Annotated in this window: 23 protein-coding genes; 12 read left to right on the top strand and 11 right to left on the bottom strand. The window is 69.7% G+C overall.

Going from position 1 to position 25,439, the window contains the following annotated elements; all coding sequences use genetic code 11:
* Positions 1 to 21: 21 nt before the first annotated feature.
* Positions 22 to 909 carry a GNAT family N-acetyltransferase gene (locus tag NYO98_RS14940; protein ID WP_268112534.1) on the bottom strand — a complete coding sequence of 296 codons (888 nt, stop codon included), beginning with the start codon at positions 907 to 909 and terminating at the stop codon, positions 22 to 24.
* Complete coding sequence (locus NYO98_RS14935) at positions 906 to 1,325, bottom strand: SRPBCC domain-containing protein (RefSeq protein WP_268112533.1); 420 nt, start codon at positions 1,323 to 1,325, stop codon at positions 906 to 908. The genes NYO98_RS14940 and NYO98_RS14935 overlap by 4 nt, the downstream gene beginning before the upstream one ends.
* A 41-nt stretch (positions 1,326 to 1,366) precedes the next feature.
* Between NYO98_RS14935 and NYO98_RS14930 the strand changes: the two genes are divergently transcribed.
* The 3 genes from NYO98_RS14930 (at position 1,367) to erpA (ending at position 4,266) form a co-directional block, all read left to right on the top strand.
* Positions 1,367 to 2,449, top strand: a complete 1,083-nt coding sequence (locus NYO98_RS14930) for a glycerate kinase family protein (protein ID WP_268112532.1) — start codon at positions 1,367 to 1,369, stop codon at positions 2,447 to 2,449.
* A gap of 266 nt (positions 2,450 to 2,715) precedes the next feature.
* Positions 2,716 to 3,675: a hypothetical protein gene (locus NYO98_RS14925; protein WP_268112531.1), complete on the top strand. Its 960-nt coding sequence runs from the start codon at positions 2,716 to 2,718 to the stop codon at positions 3,673 to 3,675.
* Between the two features lie 231 nt (positions 3,676 to 3,906).
* Positions 3,907 to 4,266: an iron-sulfur cluster insertion protein ErpA gene (gene erpA, locus NYO98_RS14920; RefSeq protein WP_090971856.1), complete on the top strand. Its 360-nt coding sequence runs from the start codon at positions 3,907 to 3,909 to the stop codon at positions 4,264 to 4,266.
* Between the two features lie 58 nt (positions 4,267 to 4,324).
* On the opposite strand, the gene NYO98_RS14915 is transcribed toward erpA, so the two are convergent.
* The gene (locus tag NYO98_RS14915) at positions 4,325 to 4,579 is read right to left on the bottom strand and encodes a hypothetical protein (protein WP_268112530.1); all 255 of its coding nucleotides are present in this window, start codon (positions 4,577 to 4,579) and stop codon (positions 4,325 to 4,327) included.
* A 63-nt stretch (positions 4,580 to 4,642) separates the two neighbouring features.
* Between NYO98_RS14915 and NYO98_RS14910 the strand changes: the two genes are divergently transcribed.
* A complete protein-coding gene (locus tag NYO98_RS14910; protein ID WP_268112529.1) occupies positions 4,643 to 5,629 on the top strand; it encodes a carbohydrate kinase family protein in 987 nt (328 codons plus the stop codon).
* A 69-nt stretch (positions 5,630 to 5,698) separates the two neighbouring features.
* On the opposite strand, the gene NYO98_RS14905 is transcribed toward NYO98_RS14910, so the two are convergent.
* Together NYO98_RS14905 and NYO98_RS14900 are read right to left on the bottom strand one after the other, a co-directional pair.
* Positions 5,699 to 5,941, bottom strand: coding sequence for a sulfurtransferase TusA family protein (locus NYO98_RS14905; RefSeq protein ID WP_268112528.1), 243 nt, complete (start codon positions 5,939 to 5,941; stop codon positions 5,699 to 5,701).
* On the bottom strand, positions 5,938 to 7,068 hold the full coding sequence (locus tag NYO98_RS14900; protein ID WP_268112527.1) for a cysteine desulfurase family protein: 1,131 nt from the start codon (positions 7,066 to 7,068) through the stop codon (positions 5,938 to 5,940). Before NYO98_RS14900 ends, NYO98_RS14905 begins: the two co-directional genes overlap by 4 nt.
* 188 nt (positions 7,069 to 7,256) lie before the next feature.
* Between NYO98_RS14900 and ctaC the strand changes: the two genes are divergently transcribed.
* The 5 genes from ctaC to NYO98_RS14875 all read left to right on the top strand — a co-directional run bounded on the left by ctaC (position 7,257) and on the right by NYO98_RS14875 (position 12,922).
* On the top strand, positions 7,257 to 8,132 hold the full coding sequence (ctaC, locus tag NYO98_RS14895; RefSeq protein ID WP_268112526.1) for an aa3-type cytochrome oxidase subunit II: 876 nt from the start codon (positions 7,257 to 7,259) through the stop codon (positions 8,130 to 8,132).
* On the top strand, positions 8,129 to 9,910 hold the full coding sequence (gene ctaD, locus NYO98_RS14890) for an aa3-type cytochrome oxidase subunit I (RefSeq protein WP_326494445.1): 1,782 nt from the start codon (positions 8,129 to 8,131) through the stop codon (positions 9,908 to 9,910). The genes ctaC and ctaD overlap by 4 nt, the downstream gene beginning before the upstream one ends.
* On the top strand, positions 9,907 to 10,305 hold the full coding sequence (locus NYO98_RS14885; protein WP_268112525.1) for a cytochrome c oxidase subunit 4: 399 nt from the start codon (positions 9,907 to 9,909) through the stop codon (positions 10,303 to 10,305). Before ctaD ends, NYO98_RS14885 begins: the two co-directional genes overlap by 4 nt.
* A gap of 110 nt (positions 10,306 to 10,415) precedes the next feature.
* On the top strand, positions 10,416 to 11,642 hold the full coding sequence (locus tag NYO98_RS14880; RefSeq protein WP_268112524.1) for a L,D-transpeptidase: 1,227 nt from the start codon (positions 10,416 to 10,418) through the stop codon (positions 11,640 to 11,642).
* Positions 11,643 to 11,758: 116 nt separating this feature from the next.
* Positions 11,759 to 12,922: an RtcB family protein gene (locus NYO98_RS14875; protein WP_268112523.1), complete on the top strand. Its 1,164-nt coding sequence runs from the start codon at positions 11,759 to 11,761 to the stop codon at positions 12,920 to 12,922.
* A gap of 77 nt (positions 12,923 to 12,999) precedes the next feature.
* Here the strand turns inward: NYO98_RS14875 and qcrB are convergent, their stop codons facing one another.
* Genes qcrB through ctaE form a run of 4 tightly spaced genes read right to left on the bottom strand, consistent with a single transcriptional unit; the run spans position 13,000 to position 17,413 of the window.
* A complete protein-coding gene (gene qcrB, locus NYO98_RS14870) occupies positions 13,000 to 14,754 on the bottom strand; it encodes a cytochrome bc1 complex cytochrome b subunit (RefSeq protein WP_407673925.1) in 1,755 nt (584 codons plus the stop codon).
* Positions 14,751 to 15,803, bottom strand: a complete 1,053-nt coding sequence (qcrA, locus tag NYO98_RS14865) for a cytochrome bc1 complex Rieske iron-sulfur subunit (protein WP_268112893.1) — start codon at positions 15,801 to 15,803, stop codon at positions 14,751 to 14,753. The genes qcrB and qcrA overlap by 4 nt, the downstream gene beginning before the upstream one ends.
* Positions 15,804 to 15,859: 56 nt before the next feature.
* Positions 15,860 to 16,732, bottom strand: coding sequence for a cytochrome bc1 complex diheme cytochrome c subunit (gene qcrC / locus NYO98_RS14860; protein WP_326494444.1), 873 nt, complete (start codon positions 16,730 to 16,732; stop codon positions 15,860 to 15,862).
* Between the two features lie 30 nt (positions 16,733 to 16,762).
* Entirely contained in the window at positions 16,763 to 17,413 is a 651-nt protein-coding gene (gene ctaE, locus NYO98_RS14855; protein WP_456094056.1) for an aa3-type cytochrome oxidase subunit III, read from the bottom strand.
* A 66-nt stretch (positions 17,414 to 17,479) separates the two neighbouring features.
* Between ctaE and NYO98_RS14850 the strand changes: the two genes are divergently transcribed.
* The 3 genes from NYO98_RS14850 to trpD all read left to right on the top strand — a co-directional run bounded on the left by NYO98_RS14850 (position 17,480) and on the right by trpD (position 20,002).
* Positions 17,480 to 18,469 carry a cytochrome c oxidase assembly protein gene (locus NYO98_RS14850; protein WP_268112520.1) on the top strand — a complete coding sequence of 330 codons (990 nt, stop codon included), beginning with the start codon at positions 17,480 to 17,482 and terminating at the stop codon, positions 18,467 to 18,469.
* A complete protein-coding gene (locus tag NYO98_RS14845) occupies positions 18,462 to 18,878 on the top strand; it encodes an Rv3143 family two-component system response regulator (RefSeq protein WP_268112519.1) in 417 nt (138 codons plus the stop codon). The genes NYO98_RS14850 and NYO98_RS14845 overlap by 8 nt, the downstream gene beginning before the upstream one ends.
* A 95-nt stretch (positions 18,879 to 18,973) precedes the next feature.
* Positions 18,974 to 20,002, top strand: a complete 1,029-nt coding sequence (trpD, locus tag NYO98_RS14840; RefSeq protein WP_268112518.1) for an anthranilate phosphoribosyltransferase — start codon at positions 18,974 to 18,976, stop codon at positions 20,000 to 20,002.
* A 1-nt stretch (position 20,003) separates the two neighbouring features.
* On the opposite strand, the gene NYO98_RS14835 is transcribed toward trpD, so the two are convergent.
* Both NYO98_RS14835 and NYO98_RS14830 read right to left on the bottom strand, forming a co-directional pair.
* Positions 20,004 to 20,627 carry a hypothetical protein gene (locus NYO98_RS14835; RefSeq protein WP_268112517.1) on the bottom strand — a complete coding sequence of 208 codons (624 nt, stop codon included), beginning with the start codon at positions 20,625 to 20,627 and terminating at the stop codon, positions 20,004 to 20,006.
* A gap of 35 nt (positions 20,628 to 20,662) precedes the next feature.
* Positions 20,663 to 25,288 (bottom strand): Ig-like domain repeat protein, encoded by a 4,626-nt coding sequence (locus NYO98_RS14830; protein ID WP_268112516.1) that lies wholly within the window; start codon positions 25,286 to 25,288, stop codon positions 20,663 to 20,665.
* Positions 25,289 to 25,439 lie beyond the last annotated feature (151 nt).

Genomic DNA, 25,439 nt, shown 5'->3' with positions numbered 1-25,439 from the left:
CCCCGGGGCACCGGGCCCGCGCTAGAGCAGAGAGCCGTGGTGGAGGTACGGCGCCGGCGGCTTCATCCCGCGCAGGCACAGGTAGCCGTTGGTGTAGATCGCCATCCGGGCCGCGAGCCCGACGTCGAGCGCCCACGCGTTGGCCGCCGTGACGTGGTGGACCGCGACCTGCGCGCCGGGCTCCGAGGACGCCAGCGCCTCCCACATGAGCCCCGACGCCGTACGCCGATTGGTGGCGGCCACGAGCACCGGCGCTCCGTCGTCGTCGACGTAGGCGTAGCCGGACCCGGTGGAGTGGTCGGTGACGACCAGCCTGAACTGGGCGAGCAGCAGGTCGTGGTCGCCGAGGTGGGCCGCGCCCCGGGTGCGGCGGTCGACCGAGTTCATCAGGTCGACGTCACCGGCCGTGCCCTCGCGGACGCGGTCCACCACCGGGATCGCGCTGCGGTCGACCACGCCGGTGAGCATCATCTGCGGGTGGAGGTCGAAGCCGGCGAGCCGGTAGCGACGTACGGCACCGGGGTCGGCGCTGGCGGCGAACATCCCGCGCAGGCACCCCCGGCCGTGGTGCAGGGCCGCCGCCATCAGCTCGGAGCCGATGCCGTGGCCCTGGTGCTCCGGCCGGACGGCGAACGACGCCAGGATCCACATCAGCTCGCGCACCCGCGACACCGCGCCCCCGACGACCTCACCGTCGACCTCGGCCACCCAGCAGCCGCCCGGGTCGGTGACCAGCGCCTGCTGCGTCCGCCGGATCCAGTGGCCGTTGCGGGCGGCGGGACGTCGTACGGGATCGGGCCAGGCGCGCTGGTGGGTGCGGGTGTCGACCTCGTGGTAGGAGGTCGCGGTGATCTCGGCGAACGCCTCGAGGTCCTCCTCGCGCATCGGCCGGACGACCGGCACGGTCACGACACGTGCGAGGCGTAGCGGCGCAGCAGGTCTTCCCAGTGGGTGTACGTGGCGCGGACCTCGTCGCTGCCGTCGGCCCAGCCGCCGTGCTCGAGGTGCACCAGGGTGCCGCCGCCGTCCGCGTCGGTGAAGCTCACGTCGAGGGTGGTCGGCTCCGCCTCGGCGTGGCCGAGCCAGAACTCCTGGGTGTAGTGGCCGATCGGGTCCCACTTCGTGACCTTGCCCCAGACGTACTGCTCGTCGCCGTGCACCGAGGCCACCGGGCCGTTGGGGTCGATGGCGATGCCGGTGAAGGTGGCCGGTTCGGGGCTGAGGAGGGGGTCCCACCACTCGCCCATCTGGGCCGTGAAGCCGACGAAGGCCTCGGTCGGGGTCACCGGGACCGTGATCTCGGCGACGATGGGGTCCAGGCTCATGCGACAAGCATGCCCGACGCCCCCGCTGCAAGGATGCACCCATGCGCGTGCTGATCGCTCCCGACAAGTTCGCCGGCACCCTCACCGCGGTGCAGGCCGCGGAAGCGGTCGCGGCCGGCTGGCGCCGGCACGCACCGGACGACGAGCTCGACCTCGCCCCGATGGCCGACGGCGGCCCCGGCTTCGTCGACGTCCTCCACGCGGCCCTCGGCGGGTCGCTCGACGCGGTGACGGTCCGCGGGCCGCACGGTGACCCGGTGCCCGCGGTGGTGCTGCGGGTGGGCACGACGGCGTACGTCGAGAGCGCGCAGGCCGCCGGCCTGCACCTGGTCTCGGGGCCGGTCGAGACCGCCTCGAGCGCGGGCGTGGGGGAGCTGCTGCTGGCCGCGGTCGACGGCGGCGCCACGACCGTCGTGGTCGGCCTGGGCGGCACCGGCACCAACGACGGAGGTGCGGGCGTCCTGGCCGCCCTCGGGGCGCGGGCCGACGGCGTGCTCGACGGCGGGGCCGGCCCGCTGGCGTCCGTGACGACGGTCGACCTGTCCGCGGCACGCTCGCGCCTGGCGAGCGTCACGCTCGTCGCGGCGAGCGACGTGGACAACCCCCTGACCGGGCTCTTCGGGGCCACCAAGACCTTCGGCCCGCAGAAGGGCGTCGCCGAGGACCGGATCGCCGAGGTGGACGGGTGGCTGGAGACCTTGGCTGCGGCCACCGACCGCCGTACGTCCCTCGAGAAGGGCGCCGGCGCCGCCGGCGGCATCGGCTACGCCCTCCTCGTCCTCGGCGCCCGCCGGGAGCCGGGCATCGGGCTCGTTGCGTCCGCCGTGTCGTTGGCCGACCGGGCCCGCGCGGCCGACCTGGTCGTGACGGGTGAGGGCGCCTTCGACTTCTCGAGCCGGGCAGGCAAGGTGCCCTACGGCGTGGCCGCCGTCGCCTCGGAGGCCCTGCGCCCCTGCATCGCCCTCGCCGGGCAGGTGCTGGTCGGCTCGCGCGAGATGCGCGCCCTCGGCATCGAGTCGGCGTACTCCCTCGTCGACCTCGTGGGGGAGGAGCGCGCCTTCGGTGCCCCCGCCGACGCCCTCGCCGACCTCGCCGCCCGCGTCGCCCGCACCTGGTCGCGCTGACGCGGCTCCGCTTCCGACGCCGCCGAGGGTGGCGGCTTGCGACATCGGATGCCCCGGCTGGTTGTCGTACGCCGCCAGGGTGCGGCGGGCGGTGGTGTGAGGGTGGCGGCACATTGCGTGGTCGACGGGCCAGATCGCGCAATGTGCCGCCACCCAAGGGCGGCACCGGAGCCAACACTGGTCCACAGCGCGGCCCTCCGGACCGATGTCCACAGGCTCGGTTGCGTCCGCGCGACGGCCGGGCGGCCAGCCGTGACCCTCGGGACATGGGAGAGGTCGAGGCAGTCAGAGGGCACCGTCGAGGAGCGGCGTGGGCGGGTGTGACGTACGGCGTCCACCGGCCGGCGAGCGAGCCGGCGCCGGCTGAGCATCCGCCGGCCTGGGCGGAGGACGACCTGTCCGGGTGGCAGCTGCTGATGACGGACATCGGCTGCTTCACCGGGCTGACGGCGCTCGAGGTCCACGGCGTGCCGCTACCTGCGTTGCCCGACGAATGTCCTGTCTTCTTCGCGCTGGCGAAGGATGATCCACGGCCGATGCGAAGTGGAGTGCACACGAGCCGCCACATCCGACCGGTCGAGCACGTCGTCGTACGTGGACTCCGTCTGGCAACGCTGCCCGAGGCGTTCGTCGCAGCCGCACGCTGGGTGGGATTCGTGGACCTGGTCGCGCTGATCGACGCCGCGATACACCTCGAGCTGGTCTCGCTGAAGGAGCTGGAGGCGATCGCGACCACTCGGCGCCCAGGGAGCCGGCGGCTGCGAGCGGCCCTGCCATGGGTGGATGGTCGAGCCGAGTCGCTGTGGGAGTCCCTGCTCCGACTCCTGCACGTCGTGTGCGACATCGAGGTGGAGCCGCAGTGGGCGCTGGTCGACGCCGACGGGTTCGTCGTGGCCGAGGCAGATCTGTGGGTCGTCGGGACGAACGCCCTCCACGAGTACGACGGAGACGAGCACGAGAAGGCGTCCCGGCGGGTCCGGGACCGGCGACGCGACCGCCGAGTCGATCGGCAGGGGTTCGTGCGGCGCGGCTACACGGGCGGCGACGTCCTCCTCCGGGCGGTGACGATCCTCGAGGACGCGGATCGATCGCTGGGGCGGGAGCACGATCCTGCACGGATACGGGAGTGGCACCGACTACTCCGGGACTCACTGTTCACCCCAGCAGGGAGGGTCGCGTTCCTCGGTCGGATCCCCGCGGCGCCACCCCGTCGACGTACCCCGTGAAGGTGGCGGCAGATCGCGCCCCGCGAGTCGGTCCGCGAGCAATCTGCCGCCACCCGCGCCGGCGCCCGTGTGGAAGGTGGCGGCAGATGGGCCTCGACGCGCACCCGGAGGCGCAATGTGCCGCCACCCTCGCCGGGCGGTTCCCAGCACCGAGCGTCCGCGACCCCGGGGAATAACCCTCGGTGTGCGACCATTGAGGCAAGCAGTACCCGAGACTTCTGGAGTGATGAGATGACCGAGCAGGTCGAGACCACTGAGCGCCGCACCGACCAGATCAACCTCTCCGCTGTCGCCGCCGGCAAGGTGAAGAGCCTCCTTGAGCAGGAGGGTCGTGACGACCTCGCCCTGCGGATCTCCGTGCAGCCGGGTGGCTGCTCGGGCCTCCGCTACCAGCTCTTCTTCGACGAGCGCACCCTCGACGGCGACGTGACCACCGACTTCGACGGCGTGACCGTGGTCGTCGACCGGATGAGCGTCCCCTATCTCAACGGTGCCGAGATCGACTTCGTCGACACCATCGAGAAGCAGGGGTTCACGATCGACAACCCCAACGCCACGGGCTCTTGCGCCTGCGGCGACAGCTTCCACTGATCCACGCACGAAGGGCCCCAGCCGACAGGCTGGGGCCCTTCGTCGTGCTCGGGTGCGGTCAGTCGAGGTGCAGGTGGAGCGCGTTGGCGATGCGGGCCGCGGCGTCGGAGACCCGGATCTCGCGCTTGCCGACCTCGGCCGGGTAGTCGTCGAAGCGGAGGCTCGGTGCCGGCGTGACAGCGGCACGGGCGGCGCGCTCGAGGCGGCTCTGGAGACCGAGGTTGCGGCTCGTCGCGCGGCCGTCGGCGGCCATCTCGGCTGGGGTGCCCAGCTCGTCGCTGAAGAGGGGCGCGGGGCGTCGGGGCGTCGTCATGGAGTCGACGCTATTGGCTACTGATGCGTATCCCGAGCCGTACCGCGGGGTAGTGTCCGCGGCGTGTCCCTCCTCGTTGCCGGATCCATCGCGACCGACCACCTGATGTCCTTCCCGGGCAAGTTCGCCGACAGCCTGGTGGTGGACCAGCTCGACAAGCTCTCGGTGTCCTTCCTCGTCGAGGACCTGGAGGTACGACGCGGTGGCTGCGCCGCCAACATCTGCTTCGGCCTGGGCAACCTGGGCCTGCGCCCGGTGCTCGTCGGGGCGGTCGGCGAGGACTTCGCCGAGTACCGCTCGTGGCTGGAGCGCCACAACGTCGACTGCGACTCGGTGCACGTCTCCGAGACGCGCCACACCGCTCGCTTCGTGTGCACCAACGACACCGCGCACGCGCAGATCGCGAGCTTCTACGCCGGCGCGATGAGCGAGTCGCGCGAGATCGAGCTCAAGCCCATCGTGGACCGCGTCGGTGAGCCCGACTACGTGATCATCGGCCCGGACGACCCCGACGGGATGCTGCGCCACACCGACGAGTGCCGTCAGCGCGGCTACCGCTTCCTCGCCGACCCCTCGCAGCAGCTGGCGTTCGGTGACGGTGACCTGATCCGGCCCCTCATCGACGGCGCGGACATCCTGTTCTCCAACGAGTACGAGGCCAGCCTGATCACGCAGAAGACGGGCTGGGACCGCGACGAGATCCTCTCCCGTGTCGGCACGTGGGTGGTCACCCTCGGCCCGGACGGCGTCCGGATCGACCGCAAGGGCGAGGAGTCCGTCGTCGTCGGCGCCGTCCCTGAGATCGAGAAGGTCGAGCCGACCGGTGTCGGCGACGCCTTCCGCGCCGGCTTCCTCGCCGCCCTCACCTGGGGCCTCGGCCACGAGCGCGCCGCCCAGCTGGGCTGCCTCCTGGCCGTCCACGTGGTCGAGAAGGTCGGCACCCAGGAGTACGAGATCTCCCGCGCTGCCTTCCTCGAGCGCTGCGCGTCGACCTACGGCGCCGAGGCGGCGGCCGACTTCGAGCCGCACCTGCGCACCATCCGCCCCTGACCGGCCCTGACCGGCCCTGATCCGGCCCTGACCGGCCCTGACCGGCCCTGACCGGCGGGCGTCACGACGTCAGCCGAGGCGTCGCACGACGTAGCGCGCCACGCCGTCGTCGGCGGCGTCCGCGCCGACGAAGTCCTGTTCCTTCATCCGGCACCACGCCGGTACGTCGACGGCCGCGGCCGGGTCGCGGGCGACCACCGCCAGCAGCTCGCCGACCTCGACGTCGCCGAGGTGGCGGGCGAGCTCGATGACCGGCATCGGGCACGGCAGCTCGCGGCAGTCGAGCTCGAGGGCGACGTCGTACGCCGTCACAGGCCCACCCGCGAGCGGATCTCGGCGACGACGCCGCGCAGGGCGTCGCAGAAGGCGTCCACCTCGGCGCGCGTGGCGTCACGCTGCAGCGAGAGCCGCACGTTGCCGTGGGTCAGGACGCCCATCGCCTCGAGGACGTGGCTCGGGGTCAGGGTCGAGGCCGTGCACGCCGAGCCGCTGGCGATGCCGAAGCCACGCCGGTCCAGCTCGGTGACCAGCGCCTCGCCGTCGACGTAGAGGCAGGAGAAGGTCACGAGGTGCGGCAGGCGGCGGTCGGGGTCGCCGACGACCTCCACGTCGGGCACCTCCGCGGCCACCCGGCGGCGTACGACGTCCACGAGCCCGTGCTGGCGCGTGCCGACCTCGTCGCGCTCGGCCACCACCGCCTGCAGCGAGGCCGCCGCCGCGAGGACGGCGGGAACGTTCTCGAAGCCGGTCGAGCGCTCGTCGACGCGGTCGTCGCCGGGGAACGGGTTGCGCCACCGGGCCCGCTTGCGGACGAGCAGCACCCCGACCCCGGCGGGCCCGCCCCACTTGTGGGCGGACCCCGCGGCTGCTGCCCACCCGTCGGGCAGGGGCAGCCGGCCCATCGAGGCGCACGCGTCGGTGAAGAGCGGGACGTCGTCGGGCAGCTGGAGCCCGTCGACCGGCTGGAGGGTGCCGACCTCGTGGTTGGCGGTCTGCAGGGCGACGAGCGCGACGTCCGCGGAGCGGGCGCCCTCGACGAGGCCGGCTGCGTCGACGCGCCCGGACCGGTCGACGCGCACCTCGGTGCCGCCGTCGGCACCCCACGCCACCGCGTGGCGCACGGCCGAGTGCTCGACGGGGGAGTCCACGACGCGGCTCCCGCGTCGCGAGCCGCGCAGCAGCCCGAGCAGCCCCAGGTGGACGGCGTGCGTGCCGCTCGGGGTGAAGGTGACCTCGTCGGGGCGCACGCCGAGCGCGTCGGCCGTGGCCTCGCGCGCGTTGTCGAGCAGCAGCCGTGCCTCGCGACCGGCGCGGTGCAGCCGGCGCGGGTCGGCGTACCCGCGGTCGAGGGCGGCGAGGAGCACCTCGCGCGCCGCGGGGTGCAGCGGCGCCGAGGACGCGCTGTCGAGGTCCGCGGACCGGGCCGGAGGGGCAGTCACAAGGGCAACTTATGCCACGCCCGGACCCCCGGACGCCGCCGGACGGACCCTGACCTGCGCAGATCCGCCGACACCCGACCCTGCCCCGCACGGCGCGGCCAGATGGGGATACCCTCTGTGGTGTCGAGAAGGACCGAGAGAGAGGCTCGTCAGTGGGTCTGCAAGTCCCCAACCTTCCAGGCGCGCCCGTGAGGCGCACCCTGAAGGTCGCGCTGCTGGGCGCGGCGATGCTGGTGCTGGCCGGATGTTCCGAGGCCGACACGCACCAGATCCGCAACCTCGCGATGCCCGACCGGGCCAGCGCCCAAGGTCCCTACACCTACGAGCTCTGGAAGTGGGCCTGGGTCGCCGCCATGGTGACCGGCGTCATCGTCTGGGGCCTGATCTTCTACGTCGTGGTGAGGTTCCGCCGGCGCAGCGACGACGAGGTGCCGCGGCAGACGCGCTACAACCTGCCGCTCGAGGTCTTCTACACGATCGCCCCGGTCCTCATGTGCGTCGTGTTCTTCTTCCACACCGTGCGGGTGCAGGACGAGGTGCTCAACCTCGACGCCAACCCCGACATGACCGTCGAGGTGCTCGGTCAGCAGTGGTCGTGGACGTTCAACTACGGCGTCGGTGAGCAGAACCCCGGCGCCTCGGGCGACCAGGACGACTTCGCCTACGACTCCTACGTCTACACGTCCGGCACCGGTGCCGACATCCCGACGCTCGTGCTGCCGGTCGACCAGAACATCCAGTTCAACCTCCACTCGCCTGACGTGATCCACGACTTCGGCGTCCCGTCGTTCCTCGTGAAGATGGACGTGATCCCCGGCCGGGTCAACAAGCTCCAGATCACCCCGACCGTCGAGGGCACCTACGCAGGCAAGTGCTACGAGCTCTGCGGTGTCTCCCACTCGCGGATGCTCTTCAACGTCGAGGTCGTCAGCCAGGACGAGTACGACGCCTACCTCCTCGAGCTGGCCGACGCCGGCAACACCTCCGAGCAGCCCGTGCTCGGCGGCAGCTTCGTCCGGGAGCAGGCGGGTCTCGACAACGACTCGGAAGGACACAGCGAGTGAGCGCTGCAACCACGGCCACCCCGCACGCCGCGGCACCGCCGCCGGAGCGCAAGAAGCAGCTCGGCGAGCAGGCGGTCCGCCTGCTGACCACGACCGACCACAAGCTGATCGGCAAGATGTACCTGATCACCTCGTTCGGGTGGTTCCTGGTCGCCGGCCTGATGGCCATGCTGATCCGCTCCGAGCTGGCCTACCCCGGCCAGCAGATCGTCAACGACCAGCTCTACAACCAGCTGTTCACCATGCACGGCACGATCATGCTGCTGCTGTTCGCGACGCCGCTGTTCTTCGGCTTCGCCAACGTGATCATGCCGCTGCAGATCGGCGCTCCCGACGTCGCGTTCCCGCGCCTCAACATGTTCAGCTACTGGCTGTTCCTGTTCGGCGGCCTGATCGCCGCGTCCGGCTTCTTGACGCCCTCCGGTGCCGCCGACTTCGGCTGGTTCGCCTACACGCCGCTCTCCGACGCCGTACGCAGTCCCGGCGTGGGTGGCGACCTCTGGATCATGGGCCTCTGGATGGCCGGTCTCGGCTCGATCCTCGGTGGCGTCAACTTCATCACCACCATCATCTGCATGCGCGCGCCCGGCATGACGATGTTCCGGATGCCGATCTTCGTGTGGAACACGCTGATCACCAGCATGCTCGTGATCATGGTGTTCCCGATCCTCGCGGGGGCGCTGCTCTCGCTCGAGGCCGACCGGATCCTCGGCGCCCACGTGTTCGACCCGTCGCACGGCGGCCCGATCCTGTGGCAGCACCTGTTCTGGTTCTTCGGCCACCCGGAGGTCTACATCATCGCGCTGCCGTTCTTCGGCATCGTGTCGGAGATCCTGCCGGTCTTCAGCCGAAAGCCAATCTTCGGCTACGTCGGCCTGGTCGCCGCGACCCTCGGCATCGCGATGCTGTCGGTGGCCGTGTGGGCCCACCACATGTTCGTCACCGGTGCGGTCGACCTGCCGTTCTTCTCCGGCATGACCTTCCTCATCGCCGTGCCGACAGGCGTGAAGTTCTTCAACTGGATCGGCACGATGTGGGGCGGATCGTTGTCGTTCGACACCCCCATGCTGTGGTCGATCGGCTTCCTCGTGACGTTCCTCTTCGGCGGCCTCACCGGCGTCATCCTGGCCAGCCCGCCGCTGGACTTCCACGTGTCCGACTCCTACTTCGTCGTGGCGCACTTCCACTACGTCGTCTTCGGCACCGTGGTGTTCGCGATGTTCGCCGGGTTCTACTTCTGGTGGCCCAAGATGACCGGCCGGATGCTCGACGAGCGCCTCGGCAAGCTGCACTTCTGGATCCTGTTCGTGGGCTTCCACACCACCTTCCTCGTCCAGCACTGGCTGGGTGTCGAGGGCATGCCGCGTCGCTACGCCGACTACCTCCCGGATGACGGCTTCACCACGCTCAACCAGATCTCGACCGTGGGCTCGTTCCTGCTGGCCGCCTCGACGCTGCCCTTCCTGCTCAACGTCTACCTCTCGATGAAGGCGCCCAAGGTGCTGGTGGACGACCCGTGGGGCTGGGGCCGCTCGCTCGAGTGGGCGACCAGCTGCCCGCCCCCGCGCCACAACTTCCACACGCTGCCGCGCATCCGCTCGGAGTCGCCGGCCTTCGACCTGCACCACCCTGAGGTGGCGCTCCTCGAGCTGGCCGACAACCCGGCCGAGGGCGACGGCAACGTGGCCGACGCACCCGAGGTGCACGGCCGCGAGGAGATGCTGCGCGACCGCGCCGACATGCCGGTGGACGGCACCGACGAGGAGAGGGACCGATGAAGGCCGAGGCATGGATCTTCGGGATCACGACCGTGTTCGTCGCGGTGGTGGCCCCGGGCTACTGGTTCCTCTCCGGGGACTGGACCGGCACCTCCGCGCTGGTGATGACCGCCCTCCTGACGGCGATGATCACGCTCTACCTCGGTTTCCACGCCTCGCGCATGGACCCGCGGCCGGAGGACCGCAAGGAGGGCGAGATCGCCGACGGCGCCGGTGAGCTGGGCTTCTTCCCGCCCTACTCCTGGTGGCCGCTGTGGTGCGCCCTCGCCCTGGGCCTGATCGTCTACGGCACGGCGATGTCGGCCTGGTGGCTGGTCATCATCGGATTCACCGCCGGTGCGATCGTGACCTGCGGCTTCGTCTTCGAGTACTACCGGGGCGAGCACGCCCACTGAGCCGCGCCACCCCTGGTGGGAATTCTGGAAGAACCCGTCCGCGACGTACGCTGGACGGGTTCTTCCGTTCCACGCCCGCTCGGGCGGCTCTTCCATGGGGGTCACGTCGCATGCGCACTCGCGCGCCCAGGTCCACGCGTCCCGCGCACCGTCGTACGGCGGCCGCGGCCGCGCTGCTGATGCTCTCCGCCGGCCTCGCCGCGTGCACCAGCAGCGGCACCACGTCCGGTGACGCCCAGGACGCTGCCCAGGACGCTCCGGGCGCCTCGCAGGCCGTCGAGGTGGACCCCGTCCGCCTGACCACGAGCTTCACCGACCCGCAGGCCGTGCCGATCGACGCGCCGGTGACCGTGACGGCCGACGGCGGCGACCTGTCCGACGTACGCGTGACGTCCCCCGCCGGGCCGGTCGAGGGCCGCGTCGAGGGAGGCACCTGGACCTCGACCTCCCTGCTCGAGCCCGGCACCGACTACCGGATCACGGCCGCAGCGACCCGGTCCGACGGCCAGGCGGTCGAGCGCACCCGCGCCTTCCACACCGTCGACCTGACGCTCGACGAGCAGACCTTCGCCTCGATCGCACCCCTCCAGGGCGAGACCGTGGGCGTCGGCATGCCCGTCGTGGTCACGTTCGACGTCCCGGTCACCGACCGGGCCCTGTTCGAGAAGCACATGCATGTCACCAGCACCCCCGCCCAGACGGGCTCGTGGTACTGGCTGAGCGACCAGGAGGCGCACTTCCGCCCCGCGCGCTACTGGAAGGCCGGCACCGACGTGTCGGTCGACCTCGAGCTCAACAGCCTGCCCGCCGGCAACGGCATCTACGGCCAGGAGGACCGGCAGCTGTCCTTCCACGTCGGCGACGCCCACGTCTACAAGGTCAACGCGCAGACCCACCAGATGCAGGTCTTCAGCAACGGCGAGCTGCTCCGCACGCTGCCCATCACCACCGGCAAGCCGGGCTTCACCACCCGCTCCGGCGTGAAGGTCATCATGGAGAAGTTCGAGAGCCGCCGGATGAACTCCGAGACGGTGGGCATCAACCGCAACAGCCCCGAGGCCTACGACATCGACGACGTGCGCTGGGCGATGCGGGTCACCTACTCCGGTGAGTTCATCCACGCCGCACCCTGGTCGGTGGGCTCCCAGGGCTACGCCAACGTCTCCCACGGCTGCACGGGCATGTCGACCGCCGACGCCGGCTGGCTCTTCGCCATGAGCCGGCGCGGTGACGTCGTGGAGTACACCGGCACCGACCGCCCGATGACCCTCGAGAACGGCTACGGCGACTGGAACCTCCCGCCCGCCGCGTGGAAGCAGGGCTCGGCGCTCAGCTGACCTCCTCGCCACCCTCGCCCTACGACACCGGAAATGGGCGGTGCAAGCCGTTTCCGCGAACGTAGGGTCCTGGGTCGGCCCGCAACCCAGCGGGCCCTCCCAGAGAAGGAAGGACGATGGAGAACCTGACCCCGACGCTCGTCAGCTGGGCGTCGATCCTCGAGGACAACACGCGCGCGCAGGCGGAGCAGACGGCCACGATGCCGTTTATCCACCCGCACGTCGCGCTGATGCCCGACGCACACCTCGGACTGGGCGCCACCGTCGGATCGGTCATCCCGACCCTCGGCGCGGTCATCCCGGCCGCCGTGGGCGTGGACATCGGTTGCGGCATGATCGCCGTGCGGACCCAGTACGCCGTGGGCGACCTGCCTGCCGAGCGCCGGCCGCTGCGGCAAGCGATCGAGCGGGCCGTCCCGCTTAACGCCGGCGCCGCGAACCGCACGGTCAGCCGTGAGCACACCGAGCGACGGCTCGTGCGGCTGCGCGAGCTGGCGGCCGAGGCGGGCTTCGACCCGGCGTCGTACGCCCAGCGGTGGGAGCTCCAGCTGGGCACCCTCGGGTCGGGCAACCACTTCATCGAGGTCACGGCCGACGAGACCGGGGGAGTGTGGCTGTTCCTCCACTCGGGGTCGCGGGGCGTCGGCAACCGGATCGCGCAGAAGCACATCGCGGTCGCCCGCGAGCTGTGCGCCGGCGAGGACCTGCCGGACCGCGACCTGGCCTACCTCACCGAGGGCACGGACGAGTTCGACGCCTACATCCGCGAGATGCGGTGGGCGCAGACCTACGCGCTGCTCAACCGCGAGGAGATGATGGACCGGGTCGAGCGCGAGTTCGCCGCGTGGGTGGACGGTGACGTGGAGCGGGTGGAGGAGATCAACTGCCACCACAACTACACCGAGCGCGAGCACCACTTCGGGCGCGACGTGTGGCTGTCCCGGAAGGGGGCCATCAACGCCGAGGTGGGCCGCGCGGGCCTGATCCCGGGATCGATGGGGACGGCGTCCTATGTCGTCGTCGGCAAGGGCGACCCGGTCTCGCTCAGCTCCGCGCCCCACGGGGCCGGCCGCGAGTACTCCCGGACCCGGGCGCGGAAGACCTTCACTGCCGACGACCTGCGGGCCGCGATGGCGGGGATCGAGTACCGCGACACCGACGCGTTCATCGACGAGATCCCAGCCGCCTACAAGGACATCGACCAGGTGATGGCCGACGCGGCCGGGCTGGTCGAGGTGCGCCACGTGCTGCGGCAGCTCGTCAACGTCAAGGGCGACTGAGCGACCGGCTCGTCGTGGACGAACAGAGGGCCCGCCGGGAGACTCCCGGCGGGCCCTCGTGCGGTGTCCTACGACGATCAGTGGTCGCGCAGCGGCACGTCGTCGGTGTCCCGCAGGCGGTGGTCGTCGAACTGGTGACCGTCGACCGGGTGGTCGAGCCCCGCCTGGAGCTCGGCCTCGTGCTCGGCGTGGTGGTGCGCCTCCTCGAGCTCGGCCCGCGTGGGCTTCTGCACGTTGTGGCTGTACATCCACGACGAGAGCCTGGCCCGCAGCCTCTCCGAGCGCGAGTTGGGGGCGGCCACGCCGGAGGCGTCGGTGTCGCTCCCAACCGTGAACACCTCGTCGCGCTCGCGCGCGGTGAGGGTGTAGGCCTTCGTCTCCGTGATCGGCAGGTGCCGCTCGGCGTACTGGCCCTCGGGCGAGCGGGTGATGATGCCGGTCTCGTAGCCGTGCAGCAGCTTCTCGTTGTCGGCACGCTGCAGGGAGATGCACCAGCGGCGCGTGATCCAGAACGCCAGGGCCGGGCCGAGGAAGATCGCGACCCGCATGAAGTAGGTGATCTGGTTGATGCTGAGGTGCAGCTTGATGGCGATGATGTCGTTGCCGCCCGCGGCCCACGCGAGGCCGTAGAAGGTCATCAGCGACACCATGACCGCCGTGCGCGTCGGCGCGTTGCGCGGACGCTGGAGGAGGTGGTGGTCGCGCTTGTCGCCGGTGATCCAGCCCTCGATGAAGGGCAGGAGCATCAGGACGACGAGCATCATCGGCGGGACGATGAGGATCGGCAGCATCACGTTCCAGGAGATCGTGTAGCCGAAGATCACCGTCTCCCAGCCGGTCGGGATGATGCGCAGGAGGCCGTCGGGCCATCCCATGTACCAGTCGGGCTGCGAACCGGCCGTCACCTTGGTCGGGTCGTAGGGTCCGAACTTCCACACCGGGTTGATCGACAGCAGGCCACCCATGATGGCGATGACGCCGAAGACCATGAAGAAGAAGCCACCGGCCTTGGCGGCGTACACCGGCAGCATCGGGAAGCCCACGACGTTCTGCTCGGTGCGGCCGGGGCCGGGCCACTGCGTGTGCTTGTGGTAGACGAGCAGCAGCATGTGGGCGGCGATCAGCGCGAGCAGGATGCCCGGGATGAGCAGCACGTGGACGATGTAGAGACGCGGGATGATCGACTCGCCGGGGAACTCGCCGCCGAAGAGCAGGAACGACATGTAGCTGCCGGCGACCGGGGTCGCCTTGAGGAAGCCGTCGGCCGCGCGGACGCCGGTGCCCGAGAGCAGGTCGTCGGGGAGCGAGTAGCCGGTGAAGCCCTCGAGGGTGCCGAGCAGCAGCAGGAGGCAGCCGATGACCCAGTTGAGCTCACGCGGCTTGCGGTAGGCGCCCGTGAAGGCGACGCGGAGCAGGTGCACCATCATCGAGGCGATGAAGATCGCCGCGGCCCAGTGGTGCATCTGGCGCATCAGGAGCCCGCCGCGCACGTCGAAGGAGATGTGCAGCGTCGAGGCCATCGACTCCGACATCCCGACGCCGCGCAGCTGGTCGTAGGAGCCCTCGTAGGTGACGTGACCCATCGAGGGGTTGAACCACAGGGTCAGGAAGACGCCCGTGAGCAGCAGGACCACGAAGCTCCACAGGGCGATCTCGCCCAGCATGAACGACCAGTGGTCGGGGAAGACCTTGCGCAGGTTCTTCTTCATCGCCGTCGCCAGCCCGAGGCGGTCGTCGGCCCAGGAGGCCAGCGAGCCGGCGCGACCGGGCTTCGACGCGGTTGCGGCGTTCGTGCGGTTGCTCGTCGCGACCTTGCTGGTGTCGACGCTCACAGCTTCTCACGCTCCCAAAAACTCGCCCCGATGGGCTCGGTGAAGTCGCTCTGCGCGACCAGGTAGCCCTCGTCGTCCACCGCGATGGGCAGCTGGGGGAGAGGGCGGGCAGCCGGACCGAAGACGACCTTGGCGTGGTCGGCGAGGTCGAAGGTCGACTGGTGGCACGGGCACAGCACGTGGTGCGTGGTGCGCTCGTAGAGGGAGATCGGGCAACCGACGTGGGTGCAGATCTTCGAGTAGACGAGGATGCCGTCGACGGTCCACTTCTCGCGGCCCGCCAGCGGGGTGATCTCCTCGGGGTCCATCCGGACGATGATGATCGCGCCCTTGGCCTTCTCGGCCTGCTCCTCGGCGCCCTCGAGCTCGGGGTAGCCGTTCTCCTCGGTCGGGAACATCGCCTCGGGGGCGGCGTTGACAAGGTCGCCCATCTCGATCTCGTCAGCGCGGATCGGGGTGCCGACGACGTCACGCACCAGGCGCATGCCCGGCTCCCAGATCGTGTTGCCGAGCTTCTTGACGTCGAGGGCGTTGCCGGGGGCGAGGTCGCGCAGCAGCACGACCGCGGGCAGGCCGAGCACGGCGACGGCGCCGAGCATCGTGTTGCGCACCAGCGGGCGGCGGCCGATGCCGGCCTCGTCGAGGCCGTCGTTGAGGGCCTTGACGGTCAGGTCGCGGTCCTCCTGCGGCGACGACGCCGGGTGGCGCATCTCGACGATCTCGTGGTCGGCCATCAGCTTGCGGGCCAGGTGGATGATCCCGGTGCCGATGAGCAGCAGGCTGAGGCCGAGGGTCAGGCCGAGGCTGATCGTCGAGGCGCCGAGACCGGCGAAGGTGTCCCAGTTGTCGCCGACCTCGAAGGTGAAGTAGGCGACCACGAAGAGGACGGCGAAGACCATCGCAGCGATGAACATGGCCGCGATCTGGCGCTCGGCACGCTTCTCGGCCTTGGGGTCGACGTCGGTGGGACGCCACGTGTGGGCCGGCAGGCCCGGGTCGGCGATCGGCTCGGCCTCGCGGTGCGTGGGCACGTGCGTGTCGTACGGCACCGGGGTGCCGTCGGGCGCGTTGACGGGGTGCTCCGGGGTCGAGGAGTTGTCGTTGCTCACGCGTTCACCTTGCTCTTCTTGCTGCGGGTCGTGTGCGAGGCGATCCAGACCGCTGCGCCCACCAGTCCGCCGATGCCGACCACCCAGGCGAAGAGGCCCTCGGACACCGGGCCCAGTCCGCCCAGGGTGAAGCCGGCGTACTCGGGGGTCTCCTCGAGACTACCGAGGTAGGCAATGACGTCCCGCTTCTCGTCGGGGGAGAGGTTGCCGTTGCTGAAGTTGGGCATCTGCTGGGGGCCGGTGAGCATGGCCTCGAAGATGTACTTGGGCTCGACGCCGTGGAGCGACGGGGCGTAGCCACCGCGCGGCATCGCGCCGCCGGCGCCGTTGAAGTTGTGGCAGGCGGTGCAGTTGGTCAGGAAGATCTGGCCGCCGCGGGAGATCGCCTCCTGGCGCTCCTCCTCGGACAGGTCGTCGATCGAGTAGTCCGACTCGTTGGGGATGGCCGGGCCGGGGCCGAGGGAGGCGACGTAGGCCGCGAGCGCGGCGACCTCCTCGTCGTTGAACACCGGTGGCTTGCGCTGCACCTGCTGGCCCGGCTGCGCCATGGGCATGCGACCGGTGCCGACCTGGAAGTCGACCGCAGCGGCGCCCACGCCCACGAGGGAGGGGCCGAGCTGGTAGCCGTCGCGGACGGTGGGCACGCCCTCGCCGTTCTGACCGTGGCAGAACGAGCAGCTGGCGAGGAAGAGCTCCTTGCCCTTCGCGACCTGCTCGGTCTCGCTCGGCTGCGAGTCAGCCTGGGCGGGGGAGAAGACCGTGTAGAGGGAGCCGCTGATGACCAGTCCGAGCAGCAGCACGGCGAGACCCGCAAGCGGTCCCCGACGATGCCGGGAGAGGCGTCCAGCGGTTCGGTTGAGCAAACGCACGATGAGTCCTTGCCGGTTGCGGTTCGGTGCTTACTGGATGACGTAGATCGTGAAGAACAGGCCGATCCAGACCACGTCGACGAAGTGCCAGTAGTAGGACACGACGATCGCGGTCACGGCTTGCTCATGGGTGAAGCGTCGGGCCAGGTAGGTGCGGCCCAGGACGAACAGGAAGGCGATCAGCCCGCCGGCCACGTGGAGGCCGTGGAAGCCGGTGGTCAGGTAGAACATCGAGCCGTAGGCGGAGCTCGGGATCGTCACGCCGTGCTCGATCAGCTCGGCGTACTCCAGGGCCTGGCCGCCGATGAAGACGGCGCCCATGACGTAGGTGAGGATGAACCACTCGCGCAGGCCCCACCTGGTGAAGTTGAGCAGGCCGCCGGTGCGCGCGACCTGGCCGCGCTCGGCGGCGAAGACGCCCCACTGGCAGGCGAAGGACGAGGCGACCAGGATCGCGGTGTTGGCCGTGGAGAACGGGACGTTGAGCTTGGCCGTCTCCTGCGCCCACAGCTCCGGGCTCACCGCTCGGATGGTGAAGTAGGACGCGAACAGCGCCGCGAAGAACATCAGCTCGCTCGAGAGCCAGATGATCGTGCCCACGCTGACCATGCTGGGTCGGTCGCTGTGCCCGTGCAGGCGGGAGGCCGGAATCGTCGCAGTTGCTGTCGCCACGGAAGTCATTATGGCCGTTGGTGGGGACAAGGGGCACCCCGACCCCCTGTGTTGTCCCGTCATAAAGTTCACACTGTGCTCGACCCCCTCCTCGCCCTCTCCGCGGACGCCACCGAGGTGCTCCCCGAATTCACGCTCGGACGCGTCCTGACCGACTGGGGCATCGACCCGATCCCGTTCGTGGTGACGGTCTGGGCGGTCGGGCTGTACGCCCTCGGGGTGGCCGCGCTGCGCCGCCGCGGCGACCGCTGGCCGATCGGCCGGACGCTCTCCTTCGTGGGGCTCGGGATGGGCTCGTTCGCCTTCGCCACCATGTCCGGGCTGGGCATCTACGACACCACGCTCCTGAGCGTCCACATGGTCCAGCACATGATCCTGTCGATGGTCGTGCCCCTCGCCCTCGCCCTGGGCGCACCGGTCACGCTCGCGCTGCGCACGCTGCCGGCCACGCCCCGGCGGTGGCTGCTCGCCGTGCTGCACTCCCGGGTGGCCACGGTGCTCGCCTTCGCGCCCCTGGCCTTCGTGCTCTACGTGGCCTCGCCGTGGGCGCTCTACTTCAGCCCCTGGTACGACGCCAGCCTCGCTTCGCCCTTCGTCCACCAGATGATGCACATCCACCTCGTGCTGGTCGGCACGCTGTTCTTCTGGCCGCTCATGGGCATCGACCCGGTGCCCGGCCGGGTGAGCCACCCGTTCCGCGTGCTCCTGGTCCTCATGACGCTGCCGTTCCACGCGTTCCTGGGCGTCACGATCATGGGACAGACCACGCTGATCGGCGAGCAGCACTACAGCGAGCTGCGAGAGGGGCCGATGGGCGCCTGGCTGCCGCCCATGCTCGAGGACCAGCACCTGGCCGGCGGCATCCTCTGGGCCAGCGGCGACCTCATCGGGCTGCTGTTCTTCGGCGTGCTCTTCACCCAGTGGGTGCGCTCGTCGATGAAGGAGGCAGCGCGGGAGGACCGGCGGCTCGACCTCGCCGAGCGGCGCGCGCGACCGGCCGGTGCTGTGACGCATGCCTCGGCCCGCGGTGCCGGTGACGACGGTTACGATGCCTCTCGTGACTGATGCCGCCGCAGACCGCACCCTGAAGGTCCTCGTCTACAGCGACGACGTGAACACCCGCCAGCAGGTCATCCTCGCGCTGGGCCGCCGTCCGCACCCCGACCTCCCCGAGCTGGAGTACGTCGAGGTCGCCACCGAGCCGGTCGTGCTGCAGAACATGGACCGCGGCGACATCGCCCTCGCGATCCTGGACGGCGAGGCCGTCCCCGCCGGCGGCATGGGCATCGCCAAGCAGCTGAAGGACGAGATCTACCAGTGCCCGCCCGTCGTGGTGCTGACCGGCCGCCCCCAGGACGCCTGGCTCGCCACCTGGTCGCGCGCCGAGGCTGCTGTCCCGCACCCCCTCGACCCGATCCAGCTCGCCGAGGCCGTCATCGGCCTGCTGCGGCCCTCGGTCCCGGCCACCTCCTGACCCTTCTCGCTGGTCGAGGAGGTCGCGCCGCGACCGTCTCGAAACCCGGCCATGCGGGCGTCCCGACCCTTCAACGGTCTGAAACACTCGGCCCCATGTCCCACACCTGGCCCGACGTCCTCTCCACGCTGGTCGCCGGTGGCGACCTGACGACCGAGCAGGCGCGATGGGCCATGGCCGAGGTCTTCGCCGGCGCGGCGACGCCGGTCCAGCTGACCGGGCTCGTCGTGGCGCTGCGGGCCAAGGGCGAGACGGTGGACGAGGTCACCGGCATCGCCGACGCGATGCTCGCGGCGGCCAACCCGATCTCGGTGCCCGGTCGGCTGCTCGACATCGTCGGCACCGGTGGCGACCGGTCGATGTCGGTCAACATCTCGACCATGTCCGCGATCGTCGCGGCCGGCGCGGGTGCGCGCGTGGTCAAGCACGGCAACCGCTCCGCGTCGTCGAAGTCCGGCTCGGCCGACGTGCTCGAAGCCCTCGGCATCCGGCTCGACCTCCCGCCCGCGCGGGTCGCGGAGGTGGCGGAGGAGGCCGGCATCACCTTCTGCTTCTCGGCCGCCTTCCACCCCGCGATGCGGCACGCGGCCGTGCCGCGCCGCGAGCTCGGCATCGCCACCACCTTCAACATCCTCGGTCCGCTGACGAACCCGGCCCGCCCGCAGGCGCAGGCGATCGGCTGCGCCGACGCCCGGATGGCCCCCGTGATGGCCGGCGTGCTCGCGGGCCGGGGCGTCGACGCCTGGGTCTTCCGCGGTGACGACGGGCTCGACGAGCTGACCACCACGACCACCTCGACCCTCTGGCGCGTGCACGACGGCCAGGTCACCGAGAGCTCGGTCGACCCCGCCTCCCTCGGCCTCGCCCCGGCGACGACCGCGGACCTCCGCGGGGGCGACGCCGCGCACAACGCCGATGTCGTACGCCGCCTCCTGGCGGGGGAGCAGGGGCCCGTCCGCGACGCCGTCGTCCTCAACGCCGGTGCGGCTCTCGCGGTCTACGACTCCCCGGGCTCCGAGGTCGACGCGGCCCTGGCTGCCGGCGTGGCCAAGGCCGCCGAGGCGATCGACTCGGGGGCCGCGCAGTCGACCCTCGAGCGGTGGGTGGCGGCGACGTCAGCCTGACTCAGAGCTCGAGGACGTACGACTCACCCTCGCGCCGGAAGCCGAGCCGGTCGTAGTAGGCGCCGACCATTCCCGGCGGTGTCACGACCCGTCTGATGCCGCGTTCTGCGAGCAGTCCGCTCTTCCGCCAGACGAACTCGCCGGGGGAGAAGTCCCGGAAGCGTGGAGTGACGTAGTCGAGCAGCACGTCGGCTGTCTCGCCCGTCTCTCGCAGCAGGACGACTCCGACTGTCTCGTCGCCCTTCTGCACGAGGAAGGCGTCCTGGTCGTCCGAGGGGTCGTGGACGAACGTCGGGTTGAACTTCAGGATGTCAGCCCCGTGCACGCGGAGCGTGTGGCGCAGGTACTCGTCGGCGGGCCCGACCTCGAGCACCTCGAATGCGGACTCATCGTGACGGTCTCGAAGCAGGCGGACGATGAACCAGGTGTTGATCGAGACGAGCACGGCGTTCATGGCGACCATGGGCCAGACCTCGAGCACCGCGTTGAACACGATGAGGATCACGCACGCGATCGCGTTGAGAACGCGCAGCCTGAGGACGCTTGCCTGGAGGAGGGAGTAGACGAGCAGCGCGCTGCCGCCCCACCCGAGGATGTCGAGCAAGTGGTCAGCAAGCCAGGTCACGGCGGGAGACTAGCCCCCGCCGTGACCTTGGACCCCTACTTCACGACGTAGAGGATGATCCGCTTGGACTTCGACCCGAAGGTCTGGGCGTTGCCGAGGTAGACCACCTGGAGCTTGTGCTTGCCCTTGGGCAGCTTCTTCAGCTTGAGGGTCTTCTTGCCCTTGTGCACCGGCGCCATGGTGAACTGAGCGATCTTCTTGCCCTTGTCGAGCACCTGGACAACCCCGATCGGGGTGCTGAGCCCGCTGACCGCGACCGTGATGTTCAGCTTGGCGCGCGATCCCACCTTGATGCGGGATGCCTTGAGAGCACCGGCAGTGGTCGACTTCAGTCGGGCGACCGCCACCGCAGCGGCGTTCGCCGAGCCGTCGCTGAAGCCTGTCTTGGACGCGAGGACTGTGACGCCCACGTTCGTCCCGGCGTCGTCTGTCGTTAGCCGGTAAGTCGAACTGGTGGCGCTCGGGATCGGGACCCCGTTGCGCAGCCACTGATACTTGAAGGTCGGCGACGGCTGCGACCACGTGCCCGGCTCAACCCTCACGCTGCTGCCGGAGGCGGCGGTGCCTGTGATCGTGGGTTGGACGGTGGCTTGCAGCGCGCCTCCTGCTGTTGCGACGACTGCGTTGCTGACCGTGATGCTGTCCTGGAAGCCGGACTTCTGACCTGACGCCCGGAGGCTGATCTCCTTGCCCAGGTCGGTGACGGTCAGGTTGTAGGCCAAGGTCGTCGCCCCGGTAATCGCCGAGCCGTTGCGCAACCACTGATAGGTGGTCGTGACGTCGGGCTGGTTCCAGACCGGGCTCTGGCCGACGAGCCCAGCGCCGATACCGGTGCCAGACGGAGCGGATACCTGCGGTCCCGTCACCGCGGAGAGAGTCTCCACTCGAACGGGGTTGGACTGCGCCACGCCATTCGTGTAGCCCGATGCGGAAGCCGTGACGCGGAAAATGATGTCGGTCCCCACGTCTGCAGCCGTTGGCGTGTAGGTCGTCGTCGTCTGGTCCGGGATCGGCGCACCATCCCTCAGCCATGCATAGGTGTAGGACAGCGTGCCGTACGACGTGGGCCACGTCCCGCGGTTGCCAGTCAGGCGGCTGCCGACGGCGACCGGGCTGCCCGTGATGGTGGGTGCCGTCACGTTCGCGATGGCGTCTCCGGATGTCGGTGAGATCGGCAGGCTCGTGCTGATGCCGTCGATGTAGCCAGGTGCCTTGCCAGTCGCCTTGACGGTGATGGACTTCCCGAAGTCAGCGTTGACCAACGTGTAGGAGGTGCCGGTCGCTCCACTGATCGAGGATCCGTCGCGCAGCCACTGGTAGGTCGTGGTGACGCTCACGCCGCCGGGCGACCAGGCCGGCGCGGCCACGCGCAGAGTTTTGCCGAGACCGGTGCCCTCCGGAGTCTCGATGACGGGCTTGAGCGACGCCTGCAGCTGGTTGTTCACAACGAACGACGAGGAGGCGCTTCCGATGGGGTTGCCGCTAGCGTCCTTCGCAGTAATCGTCCACTGGTACGTGCCGCTGACTAAGTTGGTGAGTGGAGCGTACGCGCTGGCGGAGGTTGAGAAGCTCTGGCTCGACCCGCTCGGCGGTGTGAGCATGACGGAGTAGCTCGCGGCACCGCTGACGCGGCCCCACTGGAGCACGGCGCCATTCGGTGGTGTCGAGCCTCCGGGCGCAGGAGCGAGCAGGTTCAGGGCGCCAGCGGCCACGCGGAAGCGGCCGGCCACTGACCACGGACCCTTGTTGCCGTCAGAGTCGGTCCTGCGGATACGCCACAGGTAGTACTGGTCGGACACAGGCAGCGTCTGTGTTGGCACGAACGCGGCGTTGCGCAGGCCGGTAGCAGAAGCAAAGCTCAGCTTGTTCGCCGACGAGAACGTTGCGTCGTCGTTCGCGTACAACTCAATGTCGTACGACTTGGCGAATGCCTGGGGTGCCCATCGGAACGGGGTAGTTCCGGCAACCTGTGCGTTGCTGATTGGCGACGTGAGATTGACCTGCGGACTCTGCTTGGTGAAGGAGTGATACGCGCCCGGCGTTCCCGTGCTGGACCACGCGAGTCCGTTGTCGTCAGAGTCGACTGCTTGCACCCGCCAGTAGAGCGTGCCCTCCGGGTAGAGCTTCTTGGAGGCCGTGTAGGTGGTCTGATCCACCAGCGCACTGTCGACCAGCGTGCCGGCGAACGAGGCGTCGTCGTCCACTTCGATGCGGTACTGCTTCGCAGACTGGTTGGGGACCTCGCCGGTCTGGGCCCACGGCTGCTCCTGGTTGGAGGACCAGTAGTCGGTCCAGGAAAAGGTGATCTCTGTGCCTGAGCCGGTCGTGTTCTGGAGGCCTTGAACGTCCGGCGACCGCTTCTTGAATGTGCCGTGGGCGACGTCGGTCTGTGACACCGGGTCAGGGCCGCAATTCAGGGCGGTGCGGCACGGACGAATGTGCCAGTAGTAGGACTGACCGGCTTGGCTGTCCGGATATGTGTGCGCGCGATTGTCGAGCGCCGGCGCGTACATCGTGTTCCGAGTCGCCGGCACAGCGTTGCTCGGCTCCAGCAGGTTGGTGAAGCTCGGGTCGCTCGCGACGTAGACCATGTAGTACGAGGCGCGAGGGTCGGGCGCCCAACGGAGGACCGGCGTGCTCGGCACGACACAGCTACCCGTGGTGGGAGTGCACGGGTTCCGCGTGCCGGAGTAGTTGACGTCGAGCTGCTGACCGTCCTGGGCCAGGGCATGCCCGGTGGTCGACCTGATCTCCTCCACCGTGAACCTACCCTCGGTACCAGTCCCAATTGCTACGTTGTCCTTGTCGTAGGCAGTCACCTGCCAGTCGTAGGACCCCGGCAGGAGCAGCCGCTTCGAGGTGTCAGTCATCGCCGGGTACGGCACTGACTGCCCGAAGAGGTCGTCGGACCCGTGCCCGAACCAGACTTGAGATCCGTCGGTTGCGTTGCCCACGCGAACGGCGTAGTGGTGCGCGCCCGCAAGCGGCGCCCAGGTCAAGGACGGAGCGGTCATGATGCCGGTCGTCGAAGACGTCGGCGTCAGTGGCGTCAGGGGTGCCTGAGCACTCGAGGGGTCGTTACCCGAAACGTTGAACGTGTTGCTGTAGGTCACCGACCGACTTCGGTCTGCGCCCAGCGCAGTGATGCGCCACGTGAACGGACCATCCGCCGGGTCCAAGCGAGAAACGCCGTCGAGCGTGTAGCTGGTCGCCGAAGTCTCTGTCTTCACGACCTGCGAACCGTTCGCCTTGAGGATGGACACCTCGTACGCCTCGGCGCCGACGGCGGTGTCCCACCGCAGAGTCGGCACGTCGACGGTGGCACCAAGCCGGGGCGACATGTTGGTCACGCTGAGCGGCATGTAGGTGAACGACTCCGTCTCGGAGAAGAGGCCCTGGATGCCCGGGATGTCTCCAGACTTCGTGAAGGGTCGGTCGAGGCCGCGGACACGCCAGTAGTTGATCTCCCCCGCCTGCGGGATGCAGTCCTCGTTGTTGCGCGGCGGAGCGAGGATTCCCGTCGTGTTGACAGCGAACATGCCCGGCGTGAAAGTCGTTCCGGCGATCCGGCAGCTCTCGAACGTTCCGACGGTGAAGTTGGCCTGGGTCCCCAGCTGGAACTCGTACTCCGAAGCGTGCTTGATCGGCGTCCACTGGAAGTACAGCGGCGCCGGCACCTCCTCGGCCCCGGCGGCAGCTGGGTAGACCGCCGTCGGACGGTCCGGCCAGTTGCGAGTGAAGCTGAACCGCGCGGCCGTCCACGGGGTGGCCTGACCCGACATGTCGGTCGCCCGCACACGCCAGAAGTAGCTCTTGTTGTCGTAGGTGACGTTCGGGGAGTAGCGCGTGCCGAGTATCCCGGTCTGGCTGTCGGTGAGGGCAGCTCCCTGGCTGAAGTCCGCCTCGGTGGAGACCTGCACGTCGTAGGAGACGGCACCCGCAACCGGGGTCCAGTCGAGCACCACGTCCTGAAGGGTCTGCGTGGAGTCGTCGGGCGGCGAGACGATCGCGGGCGCCGAGAGCGGGGAGACCACGAAGCGGCGCTCCTCGCTGAGCGGGGAGTTCAGGCCACTGCCCTTGCTGGCCGTCACGCGCCAGTACCAGTCCCCGTCACCCAGTGACACAGGCACGACAAGACTGGTGTTCTCGGTGGTGTACGTAGACGCACCGACGAAGTCCGAGTCGCCGTCCACCTCGACCTTGTAGGAGGTCGCGCCAGCCGAGGGAGCCCAGCTCAGGAGCGGTGGGTTGGTGGGTTGGGCCAACACCGCGTTCGAGGCGGGACTTGCCAGCACGGGCGCCGCCAGGCGCGTGCTTGAGAACGAGTTCGTGGCCGTGCCACCCGCTTCGGTGCCGGTGTAGGCAGTGACCGACCAGTCGATCGTGCCCTCCGGAATTGCCTGCGGAGGCACGTAGGAGTTGTTCACGGTGCTGGCCGTCGCGCCGTTGACCGTGACGGAGTAACGAGTCGCGTTCGGGACGTGCTCCCACGACAGAATGGTGGTGGTGCTGTCCGGCTGGTTGACCGCCAGCCCCGTCGGGATCTCCGGGGGCACGGAGGACGCCGGAGCCTGCACCCCGAACGTGGTGGCTACCAGGCCCAAGGTCAGTGCGGCAGCAATGCGCAGTCGTAGTGCGGTGCGGTGCGTGGTGCGAGACATCCCGAAGTTCCCCTCGTCGGGCAGTGGCAGACCGCCACACGCTAGGACCGCGCTCGCCACCTTGGACGAGAAATGGCCTGCCGGTAGTCACAAAGGACTAGTGGGTCCGACCGATCGGTGAAACGTCCGGTTGGGCAGCGATACCGTGACC

Source organism: Nocardioides pini (assembly GCF_026712185.1).
Taxonomy (GTDB): Bacteria; Actinomycetota; Actinomycetes; order Propionibacteriales; family Nocardioidaceae; genus Nocardioides; species Nocardioides pini.
Note: the sequence above shows the minus strand (reverse complement) of the source record. Positions and strands in the feature narration are given on the sequence as shown.

Bases quoted from the DNA above. Each gene is read 5' to 3' on its own strand.
- NYO98_RS14935 (WP_268112533.1), bottom strand. From the start codon at position 1,325: ATGAGCCTGGACCCCATCGTCGCCGAGATCACGGTCCCGGTGACCCCG.
- NYO98_RS14930 (WP_268112532.1), top strand. From the start codon at position 1,367: ATGCGCGTGCTGATCGCTCCCGACAAGTTCGCCGGCACCCTCACCGCG.
- NYO98_RS14925 (WP_268112531.1), top strand. From the start codon at position 2,716: ATGGGAGAGGTCGAGGCAGTCAGAGGGCACCGTCGAGGAGCGGCGTGG.
- erpA (WP_090971856.1), top strand. From the start codon at position 3,907: ATGACCGAGCAGGTCGAGACCACTGAGCGCCGCACCGACCAGATCAAC.
- NYO98_RS14915 (WP_268112530.1), bottom strand. From the start codon at position 4,579: ATGACGACGCCCCGACGCCCCGCGCCCCTCTTCAGCGACGAGCTGGGC.
- NYO98_RS14885 (WP_268112525.1), top strand. From the start codon at position 9,907: ATGAAGGCCGAGGCATGGATCTTCGGGATCACGACCGTGTTCGTCGCG.
- NYO98_RS14880 (WP_268112524.1), top strand. From the start codon at position 10,416: ATGCGCACTCGCGCGCCCAGGTCCACGCGTCCCGCGCACCGTCGTACG.
- NYO98_RS14875 (WP_268112523.1), top strand. From the start codon at position 11,759: ATGGAGAACCTGACCCCGACGCTCGTCAGCTGGGCGTCGATCCTCGAG.
- ctaE (WP_456094056.1), bottom strand. From the start codon at position 17,413: ATGACTTCCGTGGCGACAGCAACTGCGACGATTCCGGCCTCCCGCCTG.
- trpD (WP_268112518.1), top strand. From the start codon at position 18,974: ATGTCCCACACCTGGCCCGACGTCCTCTCCACGCTGGTCGCCGGTGGC.
- NYO98_RS14830 (WP_268112516.1), bottom strand. From the start codon at position 25,288: ATGTCTCGCACCACGCACCGCACCGCACTACGACTGCGCATTGCTGCC.